The 18,084-nt window shown below is 51.6% G+C and carries 22 protein-coding genes; 10 read left to right on the forward strand and 12 right to left on the reverse strand.

Annotation, left to right across the window (positions count from 1 at the left end; all coding sequences use genetic code 11):
- Both AC5JO6_RS07530 and AC5JO6_RS07535 read right to left on the reverse strand, forming a co-directional pair.
- A partial coding sequence (locus AC5JO6_RS07530; protein WP_496080440.1) for an ArnT family glycosyltransferase occupies positions 1–1,803 on the reverse strand: 1,803 nt, incomplete at its 3' end.
- Complete coding sequence (locus AC5JO6_RS07535) at positions 1,800–2,297, reverse strand: GNAT family N-acetyltransferase (RefSeq protein ID WP_496080441.1); 498 nt, start codon at positions 2,295–2,297, stop codon at positions 1,800–1,802. The genes AC5JO6_RS07530 and AC5JO6_RS07535, both read right to left, overlap by 4 nt.
- Positions 2,298–2,502: 205 nt before the next feature.
- On the opposite strand from AC5JO6_RS07535, the gene dprA reads away from it, so the two are divergent.
- The 3 genes from dprA to AC5JO6_RS07550 all read left to right on the forward strand — a co-directional run bounded on the left by dprA (position 2,503) and on the right by AC5JO6_RS07550 (position 4,456).
- Positions 2,503–3,633, forward strand: a complete 1,131-nt coding sequence (gene dprA / locus AC5JO6_RS07540; protein WP_496080442.1) for a DNA-processing protein DprA — start codon at positions 2,503–2,505, stop codon at positions 3,631–3,633.
- A 123-nt stretch (positions 3,634–3,756) separates the two neighbouring features.
- Positions 3,757–4,062 (forward strand): type II toxin-antitoxin system HigB family toxin, encoded by a 306-nt coding sequence (locus tag AC5JO6_RS07545; protein ID WP_496080443.1) that lies wholly within the window; start codon positions 3,757–3,759, stop codon positions 4,060–4,062.
- Entirely contained in the window at positions 4,010–4,456 is a 447-nt protein-coding gene (locus AC5JO6_RS07550) for a helix-turn-helix domain-containing protein (RefSeq protein WP_496080444.1), read from the forward strand. The genes AC5JO6_RS07545 and AC5JO6_RS07550 overlap by 53 nt, the downstream gene beginning before the upstream one ends.
- Positions 4,457–4,514: 58 nt before the next feature.
- Here AC5JO6_RS07550 and AC5JO6_RS07555 read toward each other — a convergent pair whose 3' ends face one another.
- Positions 4,515–6,203: a potassium channel family protein gene (locus AC5JO6_RS07555; RefSeq protein ID WP_496080523.1), complete on the reverse strand. Its 1,689-nt coding sequence runs from the start codon at positions 6,201–6,203 to the stop codon at positions 4,515–4,517.
- Positions 6,204–6,296: 93 nt separating this feature from the next.
- Positions 6,297–6,479, reverse strand: a complete 183-nt coding sequence (locus AC5JO6_RS07560) for a hypothetical protein (protein ID WP_496080445.1) — start codon at positions 6,477–6,479, stop codon at positions 6,297–6,299.
- Here AC5JO6_RS07560 and AC5JO6_RS07565 point away from each other — a divergent pair.
- Complete coding sequence (locus tag AC5JO6_RS07565; RefSeq protein WP_496080446.1) at positions 6,478–6,891, forward strand: thiol-disulfide oxidoreductase DCC family protein; 414 nt, start codon at positions 6,478–6,480, stop codon at positions 6,889–6,891. The two genes, AC5JO6_RS07560 and AC5JO6_RS07565, sit on opposite strands and share 2 nt — an antisense overlap.
- Positions 6,892–6,995: 104 nt before the next feature.
- On the opposite strand, the gene AC5JO6_RS07570 is transcribed toward AC5JO6_RS07565, so the two are convergent.
- Positions 6,996–7,943, reverse strand: a complete 948-nt coding sequence (locus AC5JO6_RS07570) for an ABC transporter ATP-binding protein (RefSeq protein ID WP_496080447.1) — start codon at positions 7,941–7,943, stop codon at positions 6,996–6,998.
- Between the two features lie 175 nt (positions 7,944–8,118).
- On the opposite strand from AC5JO6_RS07570, the gene AC5JO6_RS07575 reads away from it, so the two are divergent.
- Both AC5JO6_RS07575 and AC5JO6_RS07580 read left to right on the forward strand, forming a co-directional pair.
- Positions 8,119–8,661: a peroxiredoxin-like family protein gene (locus AC5JO6_RS07575; protein ID WP_496080448.1), complete on the forward strand. Its 543-nt coding sequence runs from the start codon at positions 8,119–8,121 to the stop codon at positions 8,659–8,661.
- 822 nt (positions 8,662–9,483) lie between these two features.
- Positions 9,484–9,705, forward strand: coding sequence for a hypothetical protein (locus tag AC5JO6_RS07580; protein WP_496080449.1), 222 nt, complete (start codon positions 9,484–9,486; stop codon positions 9,703–9,705).
- 45 nt (positions 9,706–9,750) lie between these two features.
- On the opposite strand, the gene AC5JO6_RS07585 is transcribed toward AC5JO6_RS07580, so the two are convergent.
- Genes AC5JO6_RS07585 through xdhA form a run of 7 tightly spaced genes read right to left on the reverse strand, consistent with a single transcriptional unit; the run spans position 9,751 to position 14,974 of the window.
- Entirely contained in the window at positions 9,751–10,083 is a 333-nt protein-coding gene (locus tag AC5JO6_RS07585) for a DUF5615 family PIN-like protein (RefSeq protein ID WP_496080450.1), read from the reverse strand.
- Positions 10,080–10,304: a DUF433 domain-containing protein gene (locus AC5JO6_RS07590; protein WP_496080451.1), complete on the reverse strand. Its 225-nt coding sequence runs from the start codon at positions 10,302–10,304 to the stop codon at positions 10,080–10,082. The genes AC5JO6_RS07585 and AC5JO6_RS07590 overlap by 4 nt, the downstream gene beginning before the upstream one ends.
- A gap of 18 nt (positions 10,305–10,322) precedes the next feature.
- Positions 10,323–12,665, reverse strand: a complete 2,343-nt coding sequence (gene xdhB, locus AC5JO6_RS07595; RefSeq protein WP_496080524.1) for a xanthine dehydrogenase molybdopterin binding subunit — start codon at positions 12,663–12,665, stop codon at positions 10,323–10,325.
- 41 nt (positions 12,666–12,706) lie between these two features.
- A complete protein-coding gene (locus AC5JO6_RS07600) occupies positions 12,707–13,003 on the reverse strand; it encodes a type II toxin-antitoxin system RelE/ParE family toxin (protein WP_496080452.1) in 297 nt (98 codons plus the stop codon).
- Entirely contained in the window at positions 13,000–13,224 is a 225-nt protein-coding gene (locus AC5JO6_RS07605) for an addiction module protein (protein WP_496080453.1), read from the reverse strand. Before AC5JO6_RS07605 ends, AC5JO6_RS07600 begins: the two co-directional genes overlap by 4 nt.
- A 41-nt stretch (positions 13,225–13,265) precedes the next feature.
- Positions 13,266–13,580 (reverse strand): hypothetical protein, encoded by a 315-nt coding sequence (locus tag AC5JO6_RS07610; protein WP_496080454.1) that lies wholly within the window; start codon positions 13,578–13,580, stop codon positions 13,266–13,268.
- A complete protein-coding gene (gene xdhA, locus AC5JO6_RS07615; RefSeq protein WP_496080455.1) occupies positions 13,553–14,974 on the reverse strand; it encodes a xanthine dehydrogenase small subunit in 1,422 nt (473 codons plus the stop codon). Before xdhA ends, AC5JO6_RS07610 begins: the two co-directional genes overlap by 28 nt.
- Before the next feature lie 325 nt (positions 14,975–15,299).
- Between xdhA and AC5JO6_RS07620 the strand changes: the two genes are divergently transcribed.
- The 4 genes from AC5JO6_RS07620 (at position 15,300) to AC5JO6_RS07635 (ending at position 17,995) form a co-directional block, all read left to right on the forward strand.
- Positions 15,300–16,304, forward strand: a complete 1,005-nt coding sequence (locus AC5JO6_RS07620) for a TIGR04168 family protein (RefSeq protein WP_496080456.1) — start codon at positions 15,300–15,302, stop codon at positions 16,302–16,304.
- A 12-nt stretch (positions 16,305–16,316) separates the two neighbouring features.
- The gene (locus AC5JO6_RS07625) at positions 16,317–16,592 is read left to right on the forward strand and encodes a BrnT family toxin (RefSeq protein ID WP_496080457.1); all 276 of its coding nucleotides are present in this window, start codon (positions 16,317–16,319) and stop codon (positions 16,590–16,592) included.
- Positions 16,576–16,821: a hypothetical protein gene (locus AC5JO6_RS07630; protein ID WP_496080458.1), complete on the forward strand. Its 246-nt coding sequence runs from the start codon at positions 16,576–16,578 to the stop codon at positions 16,819–16,821. Before AC5JO6_RS07625 ends, AC5JO6_RS07630 begins: the two co-directional genes overlap by 17 nt.
- Positions 16,822–16,987: 166 nt before the next feature.
- Positions 16,988–17,995, forward strand: a complete 1,008-nt coding sequence (locus AC5JO6_RS07635; RefSeq protein WP_496080459.1) for an XdhC family protein — start codon at positions 16,988–16,990, stop codon at positions 17,993–17,995.
- Positions 17,996–18,084: the final 89 nt, after the last annotated feature.

The raw sequence follows: 18,084 nt of genomic DNA on the forward strand, positions 1-18,084 counted from the left end.
CTGACCGCTGACCGCTGACCGCTGACCGCTGACCGCTAACCGCTGACCGCTGACCGCTGACCGCTCACGTCGAAACCTGCCTTCTGCCTCCTCAATACCCACAACAGGTGTCACTTCTAGCAACGGAATCGTGCGACGAAAAAGCTTCAGGAGACTACGATCGGGTAACGTCCAGGTTTTGTACAGCGTAAAGTCAGCTCCCTGTTCAACGGCTTTGATGAGCGCTGTCTGAGGCTCTTGCTGACGAATCGAACCCTGATCCCCCGTTTTAGTCAGGAACCAGGCGATCGATCGAGCATCTTGTTCGACCTGCGATCGGCGTGTGCCAACCTGCCGTCCATAGACGCGAAAATTTTGGAGATTGCCGTAGTAGTTGATGTTGTGCTGGTTAAGTTGTCCCGTTGAAGGCACCACGCCAACGGTCGATCGCAAATAAGGCTGTGCTTGTATGACGGCTGCAATGACTTGCTCGTGGGGGTACGCCTCACCAGTGTAGGCAAAGTGCTGACCAAACACTGTTTGCAGTGGAGTGCTGCCAGGGGACATTGCCACCAGGTTGCTCAACATCAGCGCGATCGCTAATCCAACCGTACTCCACTGTAAAAGTTTCCAGCGCCTGGGCAGCAGCGTCATGCCATATGCCAACAGCAGCGCCACGATCGGCAAATAGGGCACCACGTAGCGATCGTCTTTGTTTACATTCAGCGATGACAGCACATAGCTGCCAGCACAGTAGCCAACCAGCCAGGTCAGCGCCGCTTGTGAAGTCGCGTAGACCTGCTGCCGATAGTTTTTGGGCTTCGGTTCAAAGTCTTCGCCCAGACAGCTCACCCGCGATCGCCGCCAGAAAAACAAAAAGCCGATGAGCGGCACGACCAACAGCGGCAGCGATATCATTGCAGGCATCGCTTTGAGATAGTACGTCCAGGCATCCAGAGACAGCAGGGAGGGATCACGTTCTGCGATCGCCGAATCAACGGTCGCTCGCTTAGTCGCTGACAGCATGAGCAGCCAGTTGGTGCGATACCACGGCAGCCAGATCACGGTTGACAGGCAGACTGCTAACACCAACTGCAAGAGGCGCATCCAGGCCCGCTGCCAGATTGTTTCCACTCCCGCCCATACCAGCGGCACAACGAGAAACAAGAGCGCTGGCTGCTTCACCATCAGCGCGAGACCGAGGGTAATGCCGATCGCGGCGGCTAACAACCAGTCTGAAAGGCTAAAGGATGAAGGATAAAGGCTAAAATCTGTTTCATTTTTTATTCTTAAGCCTTGAGCCTTGAGCCTTCTCCCCTGTCTCCACACGGTCAAACAAGCAAAACAGAGCGTTACCAGGGCTGCAAGGGGAAAGTCGAGCAAAAAATCGAGCCGCACTCGATACAACCCTGGCATAAGTAAGCACAGCCCTGCCGCCCATAGCGCCACGGGGAGGGTGAAAAGACTGATCCCGATGGTGTAAACCGAGCCAAGTAAAAGGGCGCTGAACCAAAGATTGACCAGTGTACTTTGATCAGCGCCACCACCAAACAGACCCACAAAGGGCGCTGTGGTGATGTAAACAAGGGGGGGAATCTTGGAGGACAACTGCCACAAACGCGTCCACCAATCACCTGAGAACCACTGTGGGGTTTGTAGTGCCTGCCAGTAGTTCAGCACGCCAGTCAAATAGTCGGCTTGATCCCAATCGGGTATGCTGTGGTCTAGAGCAAACCAGAGCCGATCGCCGATCGCCCCTACCAGCCAAATTAATCCTAAAATGGGCAAACCCTTCACCCACGGTCGCCGATTGCTTCCAATCACCGTCCAATCTGGCTCGTTAACAGCTTTTTCATCTTGACATGGGGAATCCCCGCTTCCCTAAAAACTTCGCCCTCTGGCTCAAACCCTAGCTGCTGATAAAAGTCCCGTACTGCCTCTTGAGCGTGAATGAGAACTTCTGCAACCTGTGCATTTGTCAAGAACGCCAGCGCTTCTACCATGATACGTTTGCCAATGCCAGAGCCACGTGCCGTTTTGAGCACAGCAACGCGCTCTACTTTAGCTGTGCGATCGTTGAGCCTGCGCATTCTGGCTGTACCGACGGGCTGCCCATCCAAATATGCCAGCAGATGATCAGCCGTCTCGTCTTTGCCATCAAACTCCAGGTCAGCGGCAACGCCTTGCTCGATCTGGAAAACAAGCGATCGAATGTGCTGAATAGCTGGAAAGTCGAGCGAAAAATCTGCAATTTTGATCACTAAATTGTCCATAATGTCTGCTACTAGCGATCGCCCGTTGCTAAATGTGATCAGCAAGTGTAGAAACCTGTTGAAAACCTATGGCAGAGAGTATAACGGATGGTCGATAGTGCCGTCTTCACACAAACCTGCCTTTAATTGACATCAATTCCTGGGAATACTGGCATGAGCACGTCATCACTGCTAAAGAGGGTTGAGTTTAAGCGTTGCGGCTTTAAGCTTTAAAGTTCGTCAGGGAATGACATCACGCGAGGAGAGAACATTGGTAGAAGAACGTGCTTTTTGGTTTGCCTGGTCACAGATAAGTGGCATTGGTCCCATTCTGCTCAGGCGATTGCAGAAGCACTTTGGCTCTTTGGTCACTGCGTGGGATGCCACCGCTTCAGAATTGGTGGAGGTGGAAGGGTTTGGCACTCAGACGGCAGACGCGATCGTGGCAGAGCGCCAGAAACTTGATCCATCAGTGCTCTTAGAACAGCATGAGCGCGAAAACCCCAACTTTTGGACACCCGCCGATGCAGACTATCCTCGCCTGCTGCTGGAAACGCCCGATCCACCAGCGCTACTGTATTATCGGGGCGAGGTCGATCGGCTAGAAAATCAGGGTATCACGCCAATGGTGGCGATCGTCGGCACTCGCGATCCCTCTGATTATGGCAGACGCTGGACTCGCCGCTTGACCACAACACTGGCACAGAGTGGTTTTACGGTCGTTTCGGGGTTGGCAGAAGGCATTGATACTGAAGTGCATCGAAGCTGCATTAGCTTAAATGGTCGTACGCTGGCAGTTCTAGGCACGGGTGTCGATGTCGTGTATCCCTGGTCAAATCGACATTTACACCAGCAGGTAATCGAGCAGGGGCTACTGCTGAGCGAATATCCCGCTGGAACACAGCCCGATCGCACTCATTTCCCTCGCCGTAATCGCATCATTGCGGGACTTAGCCGTGCCACGATCGTCATGGAAGCTCCCATGCGATCGGGTGCCTTGATTACAGCGCATATTGCCAATGACTACGGGCGCGATGTCTATGTGCTGCCAGGTAGTTTGGATAATCCCAAAGCGATCGGCTGTCTCCATCTGCTCAATCAAGGTGCCCATGTCATTCTCAGCGAAGCCAACCTGCTCGAAATGCTGGGTAGCCTGCCGCATCTCGTGCCACCCACACCCGCTCAGCAAACCCAACTTCCGCTCAATCTGGAACCTGAATTAGAGAAAGTCCTGCAAATCCTGACCAACTTTTCTCAGGAAAATAGCGTCGAAGCCCTACCTTTCGATCTCATCGTGCAGCAAACGCAACTTCAGGCAGGCTCTGTCTCCAGCGCCCTGCTACAGCTAGAACTGATGGGCTTAATCTCTCAACAGCCCGGAATGCGGTATCAACGACAGTAAGTTTGCACCATCTTCGCTGAACAATACTTGACGTTTTATTCGCAGTTTGCGAAGATTGCCACATCTCTGTATTCAAGGAAACGACTTTTATGGAAAAAACACTCTCAAATCGAATAAGGCTTTATGCGAGTAATAACAGAATCCAGGCTAGTGAAGTTCTGGGAGAAGCATTCTGATGCAGAAATCAGCTTGCGTTTATGGCGTAAGCTTGCACGGTTAGCGCACTGGCAAAACTTCGTTGAACTGCGTCAAGTCTTTTCCTCTGCTGACCAAGTCGGCAAGTTGACTGTTTTTAACATTGGCGGCAACAAATATCGACTCATTGCTCGTGTCGATTACAACCGTCAAATCATTTATATCCGAAACATTTTTACCCATGCAGAATACGACAGGGGAGACTGGAAAAGCGATTCATGGCTCAAGGAATAGTAGTTCCTATGGTGAGCTATTGAAGGCATTTCCACCCCGACCAGTTAAATCAGAAGCAGAATTTATTGCAACCCAACAGGTGATTGATTCGCTCATCGATCGCGGTGAGCTAACACCCGACGAAGAAGACTATATTGATGTTTTGGGTACGCTCGTCCACGAATACGAAGCGGCGCATGTTCGTATAAAAGACATTTATGGTGTAAAACTTTTGAAGGCACTAATTATTGAATCTGAGCTGCGTCAGAAAGATTTAGTGCCAATTTTCAAAACAGAATCAATCGTGTCTGAAGTCTTAAACGGACAGCGAAAACTAACGGCTGCTCATATTCAAAAGCTTGCCAATTTTTTCCACATTTCTCCGGCTGCTTTTTTCGAGTTGAGACAGAAATAAATTGACGCGATTTTCTGCTGCCCAGTTGGCTGCTTTCCTGCTACCTAATACTCGACATCTACGCCGATCGCGTGACGACAGACGGCGATCGCCAGAGTTGTTCTAAGCGGCTGGCTGGCATCGTTACGTACAGCACATCACCAGCACTAAGGCAAACTTTTAGCAAATCCCAACCGTGAATCGTCTGACTACGCGTCTCCATGTAGAGCGGTACAAAATCGGCAGCGATCGCAGCGTCTTGCACCTGCTTGCCGCAGAAAGGATGCCCAGTCGTGATCAAGGTTGCCAGTGCCACCCAGAGACTGTCAGCCGTCATGCCATTACCAAGAATGCGCCCACCTAAAGCAGCCGCAGCAAACGCGGGAGCGACCAGTTCCGCAGGGCTGAATACTGCGTCAAATTCAAACACCAGTTGCGCCATCCAGGCAAATTCTGGGTCTTGGTAGCGCACGATGACTGAGGTCTTTGGGTTAAGGCTCTTGGCATTTAGGGAAATTTCTAGATTCGCCGTATCGTTGCTGGTGACGGCTAGCAACGACTGTGCCTGCTCAAAATTCGCGGCTTTTAAGGTCGCAGGCATACTGGCATCCCCTTGAATGACGGGAATTTTCATCGCCCGTACAGTGCTTAGAAAGCGGCAGTTGGGGTCTTGTTCAATCACCACCACCTCATGCCCACAGCTATGCAGGTGGCTGACAATTTGCACACCTACACCACCCAGCCCACAAACGACAAAGTGATGACGATGGGGAATACGGGCAGCGTCCCAAAAGCGATCGAACCGGGTGCCCAACACAAAATCATTCAGCAGCGCGTAGGAGATGCCAATGATCGCAGCGCCTACTAGCATGGTGATGACGGTGAAGATCTTTAGATCATCGGGGGCACGTTCTAGCCCAATGTCGTTGCCACCAGCGCCAGTGATAATGCCAACCGAGAAGTAGAGCGCGTCGATCGGGTTGCTATGAAGCATAGACGACGTATAGGTAGCCGTGCTAACCAGAATCATGACTAGCAGCAGCAGCGCCCCAACCAGTAGTGCCCGACTGTGTTCTCGCAAATATTTTAGCCCTAGCGCCAGCCTAGCGATTCTTCGCGTGAGTGACTGCTGAGCAGTGCGCATACTTGGTTTAGTACCAATAATGAGCCGATCGCCTACTTGCAGACGGTAGCCCCGTGTGATCGCTGAGACTAAATCCACCTGGCTATCCACGGGCAAGTAGTAGATCAACATGCGATTGCGATCGTCCCACAGGTCGCTCAGCGTCCTCCCCAACCAGGGATGGTCGTCTTCAATGTGTTCTTCGTGGATGGGCCAGGTTTGCTTGAAGAGGTGCAATTGCCCGATCGCTGCATTACCCAGCGCTGCAAAGACAAAAATCGGTGCCGCCAGGGATGCCACACTCATGCTGATGTGATCCGGCAGCGTTGTATCCAGGCGATCGCCCAGACTTGTGTTGAAAAGCCGATTGATAATGCGAATGCGAGGATTCAGCACTCGCGCTTGCATCAAAACTGCCAGATTCAAGCCATCGTCACTGTCGGTCAGCACCAGCGTTTGCGCGTCTCGAATACCGGCTTGAAGCAGGGTTGCGGCAGACTGGGCATCGCCAATGATAATCTGTTCTTTCTCACTAGCAAGCGGGCGGCTGTGAATGCCTACAACATCCGCTCCCTGCTGTCTGAGCAAGCAGAGAATTTTATACCCAGTCGGACCCAAGCCACAAACGATAATGCGCGGTTTCATGCATTGAGAATGCCGATCGGGCATCAAACTGTTGGATGAGTCCCTCATTTTCGATCGCAGTTGCCATCAGGACTGTAGCTGAAAACACCGTTACTATGAAGAAGGGAGTGGGGAGATGGAGAGGTGAGGGGATAGGGAGATGAGGGGACAGTAGAAGATGACGTTTTGAGTGTCGAACTTGCCTGCTGACCGCTGCCTCCTGCCCTCAGCCTTCTCCCACCCTCTGCCCTCTGCCCTCTGCCTTCTCCCACCTTCTCCCACCTTCTGCCAAACCATGACCTACTACGTAATCTACGACGGCAACTGCAACCTTTGCACTACGCTGGTTCAGCTTTTAGAGCGGTTGGACAAGGGCGATCGGTTTCAGTACATTCCGATGCAAGATCAGCCAGCGTTGAGCCAGTTTGACATCACGCCTCAAGCTTGTGAGCAAGGCATGATTTTGATCAATGCGGCGGCTCCAGAGCAGCGCTGGCAAGGCAGTGATGCGGCTGAAGAAATTGGTCGATTGCTGCCGTTGGGTGATGTCTTTGTGTCTGCCTATCGTGCGCTGCCAGGAGTAAAATGGACGGGCGATCGCGCCTACGCGCAAATCCGCGACAACCGCTATACGCTTTTTGGCAAACGCGATCGCACCTATCAACCGCTGTATCCTGCTGCCTGTGTGTCCGATCGCTGCCGCTTGTGACTCAATCAGATCTGTAATCCTATCAGCAGTGGGCGAATGCGATGAACTCAAGCGGTTCGGTTGCAACGGCACTCTCTTCAATGCTGGGATGTCCCAGTGCCGACCTAATTTGTCGCGCGATTCAGCAACGGGTTTATGGGCGTAGGAGTTGCTTGCGTTAGCTTCAAGAACACATCTGTAAGCGTTGCCCGCTCGGTTTCGAGTCGCACGATCGGCAGCGGTTTCAAAATGTCCAGAACAGGGTAGAGCAAGGTTGGGTCAGGAATGTGAATGGTCGTGCCTTCTACCAGTGCGCCCAGATCAAGCAACCTGGCGACACGATCGTCAGGCAGCGCCGACATTTCCACCCGATAAACAGCACTCGAAAACTGCTGGAGCAACGCTTGGGTTGACTGCTCAGCCACAATTTTTCCCTGATTGATAATCGCAACGCGATCAGACAGTTCTTCGGCGATGTCAAGCTGGTGCGTCGTTAGAAGAACGGCTCGCCCTTCGCTGGCAATCTCGCGTACGAGACGCTTTACGGTTTGCGTCGCTTCTACATCTAAGCCCAGAGTCGGTTCATCTAAGAGGAGTAGCGGCGGCTCGTGGATTAATGCCACCGCGATCGCCACCTTTTGCTGCATTCCGCGCGAGAGTTTCTGTACGTTGGTTGTAGTCTTATGGCTCAACTCAAAACGATCGAGTAGCACCCGCGATCGCTGCCGTGCCACACGTCGTGATAAACCCCGCAGCACCCCGAAATACTCCAGATTCTCGGCTGGAGTGAGCCGCCAGTAAAGATTGCGACTGCCTTCTAGAACTGCTCCCACCGATCGCAGCGCCTGCGAATCGTGGTGCGGATCGCGTCCGGCAATACTAACAGCACCCCGATCGGGCAACACTAATCCTGCAATCATTTTGATGGTGGTCGTCTTGCCAGCACCGTTGGGACCCAAAAACGCGAGTACTTGCTGAGCACCAATCTCTAGGGAAACATCCTGAACGGCATGAGTGATTTTGCCCTGAGTCCGGTAGGCTTTATACAAATGTTGAACTTGGAGCAGAAGCATCACCATACTGATAAACGATCGTGTTACGAAGCGTAACAAATAAGTGAGCCTGATAACCGCGATCGCAAGTGATGCAATTTACGGTTGAGCCTCGCCGAGTGCTTGTCTTACAGTAGACACACCGCTGCAACCTTTTCCTTTAGAATCAAGCTGAAAGTACCATCATTCCTTCTCAATGTTTACGTCTACGGATTTTAACGGACTGCTTAATCAGCGTTTTTTCAATAACTTCCTGCCTGTTCCCGCTACAAACTCGTTAGCAAAGGGCATGATCACCCCTAACGTTGAGTTGCCAGATGTGACTAATGGACGATCGGTCACGCTGACAGACTTTCGCCGTCGTAGACCCGTTGTCTTAGCGTTTACACGCATCTTTACTGAAAAGCAGTACTGCCCATTTTGCTTTCCACACATCAAGGCACTGAATGAGCAGTATGAAGCGTTTCTCGATCGGGATGTCGAACTGTTGATGATTACCAGCACCGACCCACGACAAAGCAAAACCGTTGTGCAAGATTTGGGGTTGAAAATGCCTCTTTTGAGTGACCCAAGCTGCAAAAGCTTTCGTGCTTATCAGACAGGACAGGCACTTGGTGCACCGCTCCCCGCACAGTTTGTACTGAACAAAGTAGGGCAGTTGCGTTACAAACACCTGTTCTCGTTCTTAGACCACAACGCCAGCATAGAGTCATTGCTCAACGCGATCGATCGACTTTAACTAGAACAGCAGACTTTGCTGTTGAGTCGATCGCTGCGGTTACGTATGGCGATCAACTCAACAGGTTATGTTAGTGACGGCAAGCCTTCTAGATGAACTGCTTGAGGTAGGGTTGATCTAAGGGAACGCCAAGCTCATTTGCATGTGCAGTGAGGTGCTCCAGAGTCCAAGCCTGATTCATAGCAGTGGAGATAAGGGCGATCGCAAAACTGTTCGTCCGCGATTAGGCGGCATCCACTTCCATTGCCACTGCGATCGCGTAAGCCTTTGTTCCTCTGCTGATATGCCATTCTCGTCTGGATCTGCCGATGGATCTTCTGGACACGAATTTTCCTACGCGAACGGATAAGTGGAGCTAGAATGTGGCATTGCCATCAATTGAACGACTGGTAATGTCCAATGCACCATTCTCACTATGTATCCTGAGTTTAAAGATTTACCGTTTTATGACAGACCTGACCTGACTCCATACTTAATTCACTTAACTAAAAGTACCAACGAGGGCAAGAGAAAATATTCAGCATTTGATAACCTTGTCAGTATGCTCGAAACTGGAGAGATTTGGGGAAGTCAGAGAAAAGGATACATCAAAGGGAAAAATTCAGCTACTTGTTTTATGGACATACCCTTTGTTTCATTGAAGTATGTTTTGAATAAGGACAACACCGATCGGATGAACCTCGATATGAACCATATGGTATTTTCATTACTAAGAAATATGCTTATAGTCGAGGCTGCCGTCCTGTACTTTATCTTTCACCTGATGAGGAAAAACAGCTATGTATTCCAAAGGAAGAGTTGTAGCGCGTTGTACGTTTTGAAGTGAATCAAAATGGATGGATTATTTGGTTGCATGAGCGTGAGTGGAGATCTCAGGGAGATTTTACCCTTCCAGACAATCCTTATGGAGTTTTATTGAAAGATACTAGAGATGTAGGAAGACTTCAAGAAATAATTGCAGCTAATCCAGAGAAATTCAAATCCAAACCGCGTAGTATTATTCCACTAGAAATTGTTTGTCAAGGTTTAACACATATGTGGTAATTGCCGTTGGTTAAATTCATCAAAAGGATTCGATTTTTCCTTTACTCAATACAGAGCTAATACCCCAAGGTTAGGATCTTCGTGAAATTGCTTAATGTTTTTGTTGTGCGATCGCAACATCTCTTCAATCTGATTGGTTGAGCAGTTACCACGTCGAATCCAAATAACCTTTGGCGGAAACCCTCGTAGAATATTCAACTCACTAAAATCTGAATCTCTGGTTACGACAGTGAAATCATTCTGATTGGCGTACTCCCATAATGTATGATCGCCTGCCTGATCTAAACCAATGAAGAAAACGTGTTGAGAGGCAGGATAAAGATCCGAGAGGCGATTGACCAACCGAGGCGATAGATTCTGATCAAACAACAATTTCATGCTTGAATTGTCAGCGTTTGTTGTTCCCGCTCTGCTGCATAGCTCAGACAAGCCAAGATATCCTCTTGAGTTAGATACGGAAAGTCATCTAGAACTTCCTCATACGTCATGCCTGAAGCCAGATAAGACAACACATCGTAGACTGTGATTCGCATTCCGCGAATGCAGGGTTTGCCGCCTCGCTTTCCAGGTTCGATCGTAATGATGTCTTGATATCGCATGGTTATTCCTCACCCTGACTAGATGGTTGAAAGCTGTGGATCGGGGATAGTAGCTGATTGGGTGGAGAGCGATCGCACCTGTTCGATCGCCCACAACGTCGCCTCTGGGGTTGCTGGAGCCGCAAGGTTTACAGCATCGGCTGAGCCAAACGCTGCCACCGCCTCTCGGATCGCTTCCCGTACCGACATTGCCAGCATCAAGGGCGGTTCACCCACCGCTTTACTGCCGTAGATCACGCCGTCCTGCGCTGCCCGTTCTAGGAGATGAACGCTGAAGTGTGCGGGGATTTCGCTGATGGTGGGAATTTTGTAGGTGCTGGGCGCATCGCTGCGGAGCCGTCCCTGTTCATCCCAGACCAGTTCTTCCATCGTCAGCCAGCCCATGCCCTGCACAAATGCGCCTTCTATTTGCCCACGATCGACCAGGGGATTCAACGACTCGCCCACGTCATGCACGATATCCACCTGCCGGAGTTTGAAGGTGCCCGTGAAGCCATCGACCTCGACTTCGCTCACGGCGGCACCGTAGGCAAAGTAGTAAAACGGTCTACCTTTGCTTGTTACCTCATCCCAATAGATGTGCGGTGTGCGGTAATAGCCCGTGGCAGAGAGGCTGACGCGATCGTCATACGCCTGCCTCACCACATCAAGGAAGGCAATGCGGACTTTGGGATAGGTTTGGCAGAAAATCCAATCGTCTTCAAACACCAGATCTTCGGCTGCGTCCAGGTTCATCATTCTTGCGGCGACAGGAGACAGACGCGCTTTGATGGTTTCACACGCATCTTTTACCGCCTGCCCGTTGAGGTCTGACCCGCTGGAGGCTGCTGTGGCGGAAGTGTTGGGCACTTTGTCGGTGCTGGTGGGCATCAGGCGAAACCTATCCACACTCACGCCCAAAGCGCTGGCTGCCACTTGCAGCATTTTGGTGTGGAGTCCCTGCCCCATCTCAGTGCCGCCGTGGTTAAGCTGAATGCTGCCATCGGTGTAAATGAGCAGGAGCGCGCCTGCTTGGTTGTAGTGGGTTTTGTTGAACGAGATGCCGAATTTGACGGGCGTGATGGCTAAGCCGCGTTTGGTATGGGGATGGGTGCGATTGAAGTCGGCGATCGCCCCTTGCCGCGCTGCAAACTTGGCGTTGGTCTTTGCCTCTTGCCAGACGCGATCGAGGCGATTGTCGTAAATTTCCTGCCCATAATGAGTGGTGTTGGTGTCGCCAGTCCCATGATAAAAGTTGCGTTCGCGCACCACATTAGGCGGCAGGTTGAGAGCACGGGCAACGCGATCGATCACTTCTTCGATCACAATCATGCCTTGAGGTCCGCCAAACCCTCGGAACGCTGTATTCGACACCCGATTGGTGTTCGCAATGAGTCCCGTTACTTTGAGATGGGGAATGTAGTAGGCGTTATCCACATGGAGCATGGCGCGGAGCAGCACCGGGGGCGACAGATCCAGACTCCAACCGCCATCGGCATAGAGGGAGACATCCAGCGCCGTCAGCATCCCTTCGTTTGTAAAGCCGACCTTGTATTGACCAAGAAAGCCGTGGCGTTTGCCTGTGAGCGTCATATCGTGGCTGCGCTTGAGCTTCACGCGCACGGGACGACCTGTTTTGTGAGCCGCGATCGCAGCAACCGACGCGTAGGGGTTCGCTTGGGATTCCTTGCCGCCAAAGCCGCCGCCCATCCGTAAACATGTCACCGTCACCTGATTGCTGTTAATGCCCAGTACCCGTGCCACGATGACCTGCGTTTCGGCGGGATGCTGGGTTGAGGCATAAACCTGATAATGTCCTTCGCCATCGGGTATCACCCAACTTGCCTGGGTTTCCAGATAAAAGTGATCCTGCCCGTTCATCTCGATTTCGCCATCGAGAGAGCGATCGGCTGCATTCAATGCGGCAGTCACATCCCCCTGCCGCATCACCTGTGGCTGGTTGTGGAAGCTCTCGGCGGCGATCGCGGCTTTAATACTTAAGACTGGTTCCAACGGTTCATAGGTCACGACAACTTTTTCAGCTCCCAATCGAGCCGCATCGTCCGTTTCGCCCACCACCCACACGATCGCCTGTCCGTAGTAGCTCACCGCTTCTGTGGGAAACAACTCCTCATCCCGCACGATCACGCCCGTATCGTTTTTGCCGGGAACATCGTCGGCAGTCAGTACGGTGACGACTCCTTCCACCGTTGCAGCACCGGAGACATCAATCCCCGTAATTCTGGCGTGGGCGTAGGGAGCAACCACAGGATACACCGACAGCATCCCCGCAGGCTGACGCTGATCGTCGGTATAGACCGCTTTCCCGCTGACGTGGTAAACAGCGCTTTCATGCTTCGAGGGTTTGCCCACTACGTTCATTTCGTCACCTCTACTTGTTAAACCTGCTGTAAAATCCGTCTTTAAACTCGTGACTGCCATGCTTTCGGATCGCGCCTACCATGAAAAATTGCGGTTACAATGACTCGGCTAGATACAATCCGATAGTACACAGCATACGGAAAGCGCTTTACGACTGCCCGCCGCACATCTCGGTACACAATTGCATACGATTCTGGCATCAAACAAATGCGGTTAGTGACCTCATCAATACAGTCTAGAAACTCATCTCCAAGCCCTGGTTGTTGGCTTTCGTACCAATCGTATGCCTCGTTAAGCTCATTCCGAACCTGTGGACGAAAGACTAAGACATCGTTCATTGCCGTCTCTTAATCGATGCTTTGACTTCTTCCCAGGACAGACTATTGTCTGGATTCATTTCAAAGTCTTTGATCCGGGCATCAAGCTCTCTCTCCTGTGCTTCTGTTAGCTCAGGATAAGCTTGCTCAGCGGCAATACTATCCCAAATTGCTTGTACCAGAAAAAGTCTATCCTCAATACTGAGAGAGGCAATTTCGTTGAGCGTTGCTGTAATATCCATCTTAAAAAACCTGAGTTGAGATTGATCACTAAGTTTCTTGTCTAATTTTCTTGAATGTAGCGAACGGGATTCTGCCCATCAAATTGAATGCTGCAATTTATGATGTGTCCGTCCAAAAATTTTACAATGAGTCTGCCATCTTTTCGATAACTTGAGTTTCGATCAAAGACACCCTCAATCATTTGTATACCTGCAAAATTTACAACCTGGATAGGTGTAATTTGCTGAACTTTATCATCCGAGATAACCCAAACTGGAGATTCAGATTTGGCAAGCAAATCTAGCAGGTTATCGTTTGTTCGGACTTGAAGTATTAGTTTAGACATACTTATTTGAGGCAACTGAACGACTGGCATTCCACAAAAAACTTTTCAAAGAGATTGGCAATTAACAGTTTGCGATAGTCGGCGCTGCCTCGCAGATCGGTTAGGGGTGTGAAGGCTGATCTGAGAGTCGGTTTGATTTGCTGGATGGTTTCCAGCGTCCAGGGTTGCCCGATGAGCATGGCTTCAACCGCGATCGCCCGTACTGGAGTTGCCGCTACGCCCCCATAGGCAAGGCGGGCATGCACAATGCGATCGCTGGCATCCAGATCGATCGTAAACGCGGCTGCAACGATGCTGATGTCATCCGTGCCCCGTTTGCCAATTTTGTATGACTGGCTGAGACGACGCACGGCACCGGACGCGATCGCCCTTGGTATCGTTACTGACACAATCACCTCTTCCGGTTTGAGATCGGTCTGACGGTAGCCTTTGAAGAATTTTGCTAACAGGACGGTGCGGGTTTCGGTGGCGCTGGCGATCGTAATCTCCGCATCCAGTGACAGGAGAACGGGGGGCAGGTCGCCGATCGGGGACGCGGTGCCCAAATTGCCGCCCAGCGTCGCTCGATTGCGGATTTGTCGTGCCGCGAACCAATGCAGCATTTCATCCAGGCTGGGAAAGATGCCGTGTAGATTGGTTTCGATGTGGCTCAGAGGCACGGCTGCGCCGATCGTCACTGCCTCTGGGGTTTGCTCCACGCGCTTGAGTTCTGCCACCGCTTCAAGCGACACCATCACCGGAAAGTGTTGGCGACGATGGGTGAGTTCCAGCCCTAAGTCGGTGGCACCTGCGACCAGCGTGGCGTTTGGATGCTGCTGGAGCAAGGTCAGAACCTCACTTAGCTGAGTGGGACGGTAAAACTGTTGCTCGTTGTCGCTGTAATTCAGTGGGGTAGCATCGATCGCGGCTTGGGTCAATTGTGTTGCAAAGCTATCATCCAGTAAGTCGGGCAGGGCATCATTCACCAACGCAGCCGCGCGACGAATGGAGAGATAGCCCGTACAGCGACACAGATTGCCTTCCACAGAGAAAGCGTCCACGGCGCGATCGTAATATGCCGTAAACAGACTCATGATAAACCCCGGCGTACAGTAGCCGCATTGGGAACCCAGCGTTTCGACCATTGCCGCCTGTACGGGATGCAGTGCCCCGTTTGCGACCCCTTCCACCGTGATGATCGCCCGTCCCGCTACGGATGCCAGGGGAATCAAGCAGCTATTCATCGCCTGATAGTGGGGTTTGCCATCGGCACCTTCAGCGACGATCGCCACGGTACATGCCCCACAGTCGCCATCCGCGCAGCCCTCTTTCGTCCCCACGCGACTGCTGTTACGTAGATATTCCAGCAGCGTCATGGTAGGAGACACGTCTTTAAGGCGGACAGCGTCACCATTAATGGTCAACGTTAAAGTCACATCTGACATGGGCGTTCTTTCGTTGCGTTAACTAAAATTGTCTCTACTTTCACAGTCTTGCTGATTAAGAGTATGAAAAAGCGATATAGATCCCCGACTTCTTTGGGCAATCCTGATTGGATTGGCTGAATCGGATTCAGAAGTCGGGGATCTGGCAAGCATCATCTCTTTATCTAGCAACGCTTCTTTTATTACTGTGTCAGGTGTGGCATGACTTGATTGTTAACTTAGAGACGTTATGGCATGTGTAAGAAATGTTTCTAAGGATTACGGTTGCTCAACCCAGGCATCTCAAAACCTCATTATGCTGGAGAAGACAGGAAAGGGGATACGCATGACTGAGCCGCCACACGATCAAACCTCACAGGTACAACAACTACCAACGCAAAAAACACCAACGATCGCACCCCTAACAACGATAACGATTGCCGTGATTGGCGATGTCCACGATCGCTGGGATGCCGATGATGCGATCGCGCTCAAGCATTTAGGGGTGGATCTGGTGCTACTGGTCGGCGATTTTGGCAACGAATCGGTTAACGTTGTGCGATCGATCGCGGCACTAGATATTCCCAAAGCAGCGATTTTGGGCAATCACGATGCCTGGTACAGCGCGACAGAATGGGGCATTAAGAAATGTCCCTACGATCGCACGCAGGAAGACCGGGTACAGCAACAGTTGGATTTACTGGGAGAGGCGCACGTTGGCTACGGCAAACTCGATTTCCCAGCCTTCAATCTAACGGTTGTGGGGGCGCGTCCCTTTAGCTGGGGCGGGTCAGAATGGAAGAATACGGATAGTTTTTATCGATCGCGCTACGGCATCACCAGCTTTGCCGAATCCACCGAACGAATTGTAGAAGCCGCCAGTAGTAGTGCTTGCGACACCGTGATTTTTCTGGGGCACTGCGGTCCTAAAGGGTTGGGCGATCGCGCCGAAGATATCTGTGGCAGAGATTGGAGTCCTCCGGGTGGCGATCATGGCGATCCAGATTTTGCGGAGGCGATCGAGGCAACCCGTAAGTTAGGCAAAACGATTCCCTTAGTCACCTTTGGGCACATGCACCATCAGTTGCGCCACACCAAACAGCACCAGCGCGTCTCGATCGTCGATCGGGATGGCACCATTTACCTTAACGCTGCCAACGTCCCCCGCATCGTGAAGACGGACACCGATTGTCACCGCAATTTCTCGCTGGTCTCGCTTCAAAATGGGATTGTAACGAAGGCATCCCTTGTTTGGCTAAATCAAGGGATGACCCCGATTTCAGAAACGGTACTTTATCAGGATGAAACGTTCTCTAGTAAACCTCATCAAGGGCGTGAAGCGATCGTGTAGTTTATCAAATCTATGTTGTTTGATTGGGACAAAGAAAAAGCTAGAAGCAACCTGAGCAAGCATGGTGTTTCTTTCGATGAAGCTACTTCTGTCTTTGATGATCCACTATTTTTAACCTTTGCCGATCAGGTACACTCCCTGCAAAAGCGCCGTTTCATTATCATGGGAGAATCAGCCAAAGGGCGATTGCTAGTAGTTGCTTACACTGACCGTGCAGGCATTACACGCCTCATTAATGCCCGTCCAGTTACCCGTAAGGAACGTAAAGCCTATGAGTCAGATCTCTGAAATGGATGACGATTTACGTCCTGAATACGACTTTACTCAACTTCCGGTTGTTGCCCGTGGTCAAGGACGCAAGCAAACCGCCCTTATGGTTCAGCTAGAGCCTGATGTCGCAGCCATGTTTCCAGATGCTGGTGCAGTCAATGAAGGGTTGCGTCTCTTGATGAGATTGATTCAGCAGCCACCATCCCAGCCAGATGTACAGGCTCTAACGACATCAAAAGAGGTGTAGCTATGAGCCTCATGAATTTAGAAGGATAACCTGATATTCCTGGTATGTCCTGCTGATGAGTCATGGTTGAGCGTTAGCGGTCTTTCCTGCTGCTGCACACAACGGATACTGAAACCCGATCGTTCCTCTCCTACAATACGGACGATCGCTCACGTTCAAATAGCCCATGCTCCACTTCTACCAACAGCTTGCGATAGCGCTTCAGGACGGTTCGGTTGTGCTGGCAACGGTCGTCGAGGTCAAAGGATCGGTGCCTAGAGAAGTGGGCGCGATGATGATTGTTTGTGCGGATGGCGAGATTATTGGCACGATCGGCGGTGGGGCAGGTGAAGCCAGCGTGATTGACCAAGCCAGACACGTATGCGTCACAGGTGAAAAGCAAGCAGTCACGATCGACCTTTCAGGCAATCCAGAGCAGCTTAAGCAAGGCATTTGCGGCGGCATGATGCAGGTTTGGCTAGAACGATGGCAAGGTGAACCCGCAATCGCCCTCACCCACGACATCATCGCCCTCCTGCAAACTGGACAATCCGGCTCTCTAGTGCTCCCCTTCACTGCCGATCGATCGCCCTACCTGCTCACACCCCACACCCCACACCCCACACCCCCTACCCCCTCCTTCACCCTCCCCCTTCTCCCACCCCCCACCCTCCTCATCATCGGCGCAGGTCATGTCGCAATCCCTCTGGCGCAAATGGCATATCTGCTTGATTTCCATATCGTCGTGCAGGACGATCGCCCAGAGTTTGCTAACGTTCAGCGGTTCCCCAATGCGACTGTTCTAGCGCAGCCGATTGATACAGCCGTTGCAGCATTGAATGATCGACCGCAGCTTTGTGTTGCGCTGGTGACACGCAGCTATCAGCATGACTTGGCGGCATTGAGAGCGCTGTTGCCGCGATCGCCTCGCTACATCGGCATGATCGGCAGCGCAAAGCGAGTCAAAACCGTGCTGCAAGCGCTGCGAGAAGAAGGCATTCCAGGGATGGATTCATCCTTGGTGGTTTCCCAGCTAGAAGCGGTGTATGCGCCGATCGGTCTGGATCTCGGTGCCCTCACGCCCGCTGAAATTGCCGTCAGCATTTGCGCCGAGTTAATCACCGTTTATCGGGGTGGCAGTGGACGATCGCTCTCCAAGCCGAGCGCGTATGGTGCAGTCAGCAACCGTCCCTGAACAAAAACCACGTCATGAGGCAGCGATCGCCAGACATATTGCCAGATATGATGCGGAGCAAGCACAACAATGAGCAAGAGGGCAAGGCG

The organism is Tildeniella sp., from assembly GCF_059505325.1.

Excerpts from the sequence above, each read along its gene's own strand:
- AC5JO6_RS07545 (WP_496080443.1), top strand. The coding sequence starts at position 3,757 with ATGCGAGTAATAACAGAATCCAGGCTAGTGAAGTTCTGGGAGAAGCAT.
- AC5JO6_RS07550 (WP_496080444.1), top strand. The coding sequence starts at position 4,010 with ATGCAGAATACGACAGGGGAGACTGGAAAAGCGATTCATGGCTCAAGG.
- AC5JO6_RS07555 (WP_496080523.1), bottom strand. The coding sequence starts at position 6,203 with ATGAAACCGCGCATTATCGTTTGTGGCTTGGGTCCGACTGGGTATAAA.
- AC5JO6_RS07565 (WP_496080446.1), top strand. The coding sequence starts at position 6,478 with ATGACCTACTACGTAATCTACGACGGCAACTGCAACCTTTGCACTACG.
- AC5JO6_RS07560 (WP_496080445.1), bottom strand. The coding sequence starts at position 6,479 with ATGGTTTGGCAGAAGGTGGGAGAAGGTGGGAGAAGGCAGAGGGCAGAG.
- AC5JO6_RS07570 (WP_496080447.1), bottom strand. The coding sequence starts at position 7,943 with ATGCTTCTGCTCCAAGTTCAACATTTGTATAAAGCCTACCGGACTCAG.
- AC5JO6_RS07575 (WP_496080448.1), top strand. The coding sequence starts at position 8,119 with ATGTTTACGTCTACGGATTTTAACGGACTGCTTAATCAGCGTTTTTTC.
- AC5JO6_RS07585 (WP_496080450.1), bottom strand. The coding sequence starts at position 10,083 with ATGAAATTGTTGTTTGATCAGAATCTATCGCCTCGGTTGGTCAATCGC.
- AC5JO6_RS07590 (WP_496080451.1), bottom strand. The coding sequence starts at position 10,304 with ATGCGATATCAAGACATCATTACGATCGAACCTGGAAAGCGAGGCGGC.
- xdhB (WP_496080524.1), bottom strand. The coding sequence starts at position 12,665 with ATGAACGTAGTGGGCAAACCCTCGAAGCATGAAAGCGCTGTTTACCAC.
- AC5JO6_RS07600 (WP_496080452.1), bottom strand. The coding sequence starts at position 13,003 with ATGAACGATGTCTTAGTCTTTCGTCCACAGGTTCGGAATGAGCTTAAC.
- AC5JO6_RS07605 (WP_496080453.1), bottom strand. The coding sequence starts at position 13,224 with ATGGATATTACAGCAACGCTCAACGAAATTGCCTCTCTCAGTATTGAG.
- AC5JO6_RS07610 (WP_496080454.1), bottom strand. The coding sequence starts at position 13,580 with ATGCCAGTCGTTCAGTTGCCTCAAATAAGTATGTCTAAACTAATACTT.
- xdhA (WP_496080455.1), bottom strand. The coding sequence starts at position 14,974 with ATGTCAGATGTGACTTTAACGTTGACCATTAATGGTGACGCTGTCCGC.
- AC5JO6_RS07620 (WP_496080456.1), top strand. The coding sequence starts at position 15,300 with ATGACTGAGCCGCCACACGATCAAACCTCACAGGTACAACAACTACCA.
- AC5JO6_RS07625 (WP_496080457.1), top strand. The coding sequence starts at position 16,317 with ATGTTGTTTGATTGGGACAAAGAAAAAGCTAGAAGCAACCTGAGCAAG.
- AC5JO6_RS07630 (WP_496080458.1), top strand. The coding sequence starts at position 16,576 with ATGAGTCAGATCTCTGAAATGGATGACGATTTACGTCCTGAATACGAC.
- AC5JO6_RS07635 (WP_496080459.1), top strand. The coding sequence starts at position 16,988 with ATGCTCCACTTCTACCAACAGCTTGCGATAGCGCTTCAGGACGGTTCG.